This is a genomic window from Stenotrophomonas maltophilia group sp. SKK55, from assembly GCF_057179845.1.
The window spans coordinates 1-769 of record NZ_JBXUHP010000039.1 but is presented as its reverse complement, the minus strand read 5'-3'; the positions used below and the strand labels follow the sequence as shown (position 1 = coordinate 769).

General features: G+C 62.3%; 1 protein-coding gene. It reads left to right on the top strand.

All coding sequences use genetic code 11. The features are described from left to right. Positions 1-769: hypothetical protein (locus AC2A1N_RS13830; RefSeq protein WP_484372614.1), on the top strand; the 769-nt coding region annotated here is incomplete at both ends.

Genomic DNA, 769 nt, shown 5'->3' with positions numbered 1-769 from the left:
GCCGTCAGGTTCAACTATGGCTGGCTCGACTACGGGCCGTCCAGCCGCCTGCAGCTTGAACTGCTGCGTGCAGACCTTGACGCTGGAACCGGACCGTTTTCCTTCTCTGCCCAATACCGCTGGTACGATGGCTTCGACGCCGTGCATCACGCCTACGCGGGCTGGCAGTTCTCCGATGCTACCCAGCTCAAGGCAGGTATCCAGCAAGTCCCGTTCGGGCTGCTCCCCACCGTTTCGCAGAGTTTCTGGTTCGGCTCCGGCTACTACCTGGGCATCGAGGATGATTACGATCCGGGCCTTGTGGTGATTCACCGCAGCGGCAGCACAACTTGGCATCTTGGCTGGTTCTCCGGAGACGAATACGGGTCCGGGGCTCGCTACGATCGCTACTCCTTTGATGTCGCGCAGACCGAGGCATTGCCGTATCGCGAGCGGCAACGACTGCATGCACGCGTGGAGAGCGCGCGCGACTGGGGCGGCGGCGAACTGTTGCTGGGCGCATCAGCGTTTGCTGGCAAGGTGCAGAACACTCAGACACGGCGTCAATACGGTCATCAGGGCGCGGCCCTCCACGCACAGTGGCAGCGCGATGGTTGGACCGCGCAGTTGCAGTGGGCGCGGTACCGGTATGACGTGCCCGGAGATCGCATCGCAATGTCGGCGTTCCAATCCCCCTTCCAGGTTGCAGCGCAGGCGGATGTGCCAAGCGCCAACATCGCCTATTCGTTCGGCCAGAAGGGCTGGCTGGATGACATCACCTGCTATAACA